Annotated in this window: 3 protein-coding genes; 2 read left to right on the top strand and 1 reads right to left on the bottom strand. The window is 58.4% G+C overall.

Annotated elements, in window-relative coordinates:
- Positions 1 to 540 precede the first annotated feature (540 nt).
- The gene (locus ACFOYU_RS15435; protein WP_377034274.1) at positions 541 to 2,736 is read right to left on the bottom strand and encodes an ATP-dependent RecD-like DNA helicase; all 2,196 of its coding nucleotides are present in this window, start codon (positions 2,734 to 2,736) and stop codon (positions 541 to 543) included.
- A 297-nt stretch (positions 2,737 to 3,033) separates the two neighbouring features.
- On the opposite strand from ACFOYU_RS15435, the gene ACFOYU_RS15430 reads away from it, so the two are divergent.
- A complete protein-coding gene (locus tag ACFOYU_RS15430; RefSeq protein WP_377034273.1) occupies positions 3,034 to 3,333 on the top strand; it encodes a hypothetical protein in 300 nt (99 codons plus the stop codon).
- 185 nt (positions 3,334 to 3,518) lie between these two features.
- A complete protein-coding gene (locus tag ACFOYU_RS15425) occupies positions 3,519 to 3,821 on the top strand; it encodes a hypothetical protein (RefSeq protein WP_377034272.1) in 303 nt (100 codons plus the stop codon).
- Positions 3,822 to 4,075: the final 254 nt, after the last annotated feature.

Genomic DNA, 4,075 nt, shown 5'->3' with positions numbered 1-4,075 from the left:
GAGAGGGCTTTGAGGTTTTCGCAGACTTTGCCACAGACTTGTCGTTGGCCCTGGTCGCGGCGGCCTTCCGGGCCGGTGCTTTCTTGGTCGAGGTCTTGGTTGCTGCTCGTGCCACTGATCGCTCCTTGCTAGAAATCCTGAATTCCTGGCTCGTTCCACCTGCGGAGTGCGCTTAGCGGGCGTCAAGATATCACGCCGTCATTTCCACAGCGTTGCGTCCTTAACGTTCGCTTACGCAAATCTCCCCCTCCCATTCTTGGCGTTTTCCCAGGGGATGGGAGGGGGAACACACGTCAAAATATTTGGTCCGATTTGCGTTCACGAATTTTAGGATTAAGAGAATCTACGAGGTCCCAACTGACGATCAAAGGTGAGAAGGATCACTGCGTTCCCGAAGAACGCAGGTTGATCAGCGATTGGGAATGCAATAGCAATCCAGATTCCACTAATGTCGTCACTGGCCCAACAAGAGATGGAATTGTACCACGATAAGAAAAGCGATTTTAACTCAGGGCATATCGGGCTACCTATAGCCGGAGATCACGAGGACAACCATTCTCGCAGCTTTGTCCAGCGCCGTTTCATCTGGCCACCTCTGACTGCCATCGCGACCGCCTTCTTCTGCCCCACCAGCACGACTAGACGCTTACCGCGGGTCACACCCGTGTAGAGCAGGTTGCGGGCCAACATTGTAAAGTGCTGCGTCACGACCGGGATGATCACAGCGGGATACTCCGACCCCTGCGACTTGTGAATAGTAGTGGCGTACGCAGGCACGAGGGTGTCGAGTTCGCCGAACGGATATGACACCTCCCGGCTATCAAACGAGGCGATCAACGCCCCCTCCTCATCATCGATTCCCAGGACCGTGCCCAAATCGCCATTGAATACTTCCCGATCATAGTCGTTCTGGGTCTCCATCACCCGATCACCAGGAGAAAACCGCCAGCCGAACCTCTCCACCTTCGCTGGAGGATTGGGGTTAAGCACCTCCTGAAGCTGGATGTTCAGGTTGCGGGCACCGAGCACGCCTCGGTTCATTGGGCAGAGCACCTGAATGTCTTTCATCGGATCGAGCCCGAACCGGCGTGGCATGCGCTCCTTGATCATCTGGATGATCTTCGGAACGCCTTCCTCAGGGTCGTTGATTTCAATGAAATAGAAGTCGCTCTCTTCTCTCACCTTAGACACCTCGGGCATCTGGCCCTTGTTGATCCGGTGAGCGTTCACGACGATCCGGCTTTCCGCCGCCTGCCGGAATACCTCAGTCAGGCGGGCGACGGGGATTCGCTCCGAGGCGATGATGTCGGCGAGCACCTGCCCTGACCCTACTGAGGGTAACTGGTCTACGTCACCCACCAACAGGAGGCCCGCATGAGGGGGAATTGCCTTGGTCAGGGCGTTCATCAGCGGTACGTCCACCATGGAGGTCTCGTCCACCACGAGAAGGTCGCAGTCGAGCGGGTTCTCCTCCGTGCGGGAGAAGCCACCATGCTTGGGGTCGATCTCCAGCAGGCGGTGGATGGTTTTTGCCTCGAGCCCAGTCTGCTCAGTCATGCGTTTGGCAGCCCGTCCTGTGGGGGCCGCCAGGGCGACCCGAACTCCCTTGGCAACGAGCAGGCGCAGGATTGTATCGAGCAGGGTCGTCTTGCCGACACCCGGACCGCCGGTAACCACCGCCACTTTGGAGAGCAGCACGAGACTCAAAGCCTCACGTTGAGAGGAGGCTAGAGCCTTGCCTGTGCGGCTCTCGACCCAGGGAATGGCCTTGTCGAGGTCGATCCATGGCCAAGGAGGCGGGCCGGAGGCCCGCTCGATCAATCGGGAGGCGATCGCCTGCTCGGCCAGATAGAGCCCCTTGAGAAACAGACAGGTCTCATTGTCGATCATGTCCGAGACGATCTCGCCCTTGGACAACTCTTCGACTATGGCTGTGCGGATGAGAGCGTCATCCACCTCAAGCAACTGTTCGGCCAGACGGGTGAGCGCCTCGACCGGCAGGGCGCAATGGCCCTCATCGGTGGCCGTCTGCAGCGCAAATGAGATGCCCGCCCGGATGCGCTGCGGGGCGGTCCTTTCCATCCCGAGCTTAGCTGCGATGGCATCTGCCGTCCGGAACCCGATGCCGCGCACGTCCTTGACCAAGCGGTACGGATCCTTAGTCATGACCTGAACGGCTTCATAGCCGTAAGTCTTGAAAATGCGCACCGCCCGCGCGGTGCCAACGCCGTGCGCGTGCAGGAAGATCATGATTTCGCGTACTGCCTTCTGCTCGGCCCAGCCCGCCACGATGCGCGATGCCCGCATGGGACCGATCCCAGGCACCTCAGTCAGGCGTTCAGGCGCGGCTTCGATGATCTCAAAGGTGTTGACCCCAAAGGCCGCCACAATGCGCTTGGCCATGGCGGGGCCGATGCCGCGCATCTGGCCTGAGGCAAGGTACTTCTCAATTCCCTCGGCTCCGGTGGGCGGTGCGGTCCTGAGGACTTCAGCCTTAAATTGAAGGCCATGATTTCTATCGCTAAGCCAAGCTCCGCTGGCCGTGATCCACTCGCCGGCCGACACTGACGGGGTATGGCCCACGACCGTGATAAGGTCACGCTTGCCCCGAGTATGGACTTTTAAGACAGCAAAGCCGTTTTCAGGATTGTGGAAGGTGACCCGTTCAACTGAGCCCGCGAGAGTTTCTGGGGCAGGTCGTCGATCAGCCTGTGGCGGTCGGAACATCTGGTTCATGCTGGCTGCTGGGAGGGCTTCCTAGCCTCCTCGACTGTATCGCTGGACGACGCTGTTGACGAGATGGCGCTCCAATGCGCCTGTCCGCCCCACCATAGCCCCAGGTGCTGGTCTCATGGGTAGCTCTCACCAGGCACGAAAGAAACAGGAGGAGGCGAAAGCGTAACTTGACCTACCGTATGTTCTATGTTTGTTCTTTTTAAGGTCAAGATTACGAGGTTGAGACAGACTGTGATGCACTTAGGAACGAGCCGAAACTGCGCTGAAACCGATGACCCTAATCAACAAGTAAAAGAAATGAAGCGGCTGCTCACGAAAGCTGAGCAACGTATTAGAAGGCTTGAGACAAAGGTCGCGGGTCTGAAGCAGCAGGTTCGCGAGCTACAAGCTCGAGATAAGCATGAGCGCAACCTTGCCGCGGAGAATAAGGAGCTGACGACCGAGATCGCTGACCTGAAGGGTGAGATAAAAGAACTCGTCCGTGCCAACCGAGGACATGTGGAGAAGACTGAGACACTTCGGATTGAGAACGTGAGGCTGAAGGCTGGAGCCGAGGTCCAATCCCGGAGCCGAACTTTCGCACTGGCAGACCTCTAGGGCACATCCCAGCCCATGCTGCCCTGACGGCCGAAGAGAGCAGTCCAGTCTACGGCTTTCCCACCACGATTGCTGTATAATTTCCCGGCGGCTACCCCTATCGCGGGCGTCTGAGCGTCGGCGAGAAACAGAAACAGACCAGCGTGTGCCGGAGAGCCATTCAGTTCCTCAGAAATCCGATGTTAATGGCCGAGGTGCAGTGCATGTTGCTTGGGGCTGCCGCGACCTTGCTGGTTGTGATGCTGATCGACGCTTCTTCGACCAGCCTTGGTCATCGCCACTGGGTTCAATACTGGTCAAGCGTGAATCCCATCTCGATCTTGGTCGCCCTGGCTGCCGGTGCCACGGGAGCCGCTATCATTGCTGCGCAAAGGTCGGTTCTGACGGCTGGTGTGATGATCGCCCTTGCCGGCGGGCTCGTCTTCCTGCTCAAGCGCCAGTCTCTCCACCGGAATGGGGGCTCAGCACGAGCATCAGGTCCCCTGTAGGAAGAGTCTCAACCCACCAGTCAGGAGCTATATGCGTGGCGAGAACCGCCCCCGACATCTCGCAACGGAGCCTTATGGAGCGCCGGAATACGAGCAAGTGGCGGGATTTTGCCAAAGACGACTGCGACACTGGCTCTGTATCAACTCCTCTGACATGTCTCATTTGCTGAGCACGTGCTCGTTCGGTTCGAGGCTGCGACCTCTCTAAAGCCGAGGGCCGGAGACCTCGCGGCTCCAGCCCTCCCGTTCTGTTT

It is taken from the genome of Microvirga sp. GCM10011540, from assembly GCF_042650665.1.
In the GTDB taxonomy this organism is placed as follows: domain Bacteria; phylum Pseudomonadota; class Alphaproteobacteria; order Rhizobiales; family Beijerinckiaceae; genus Microvirga; species Microvirga lenta.
The sequence above is the reverse complement of the archived record's forward strand: the minus strand, read 5'-3'. Positions and strand labels throughout refer to the sequence as shown.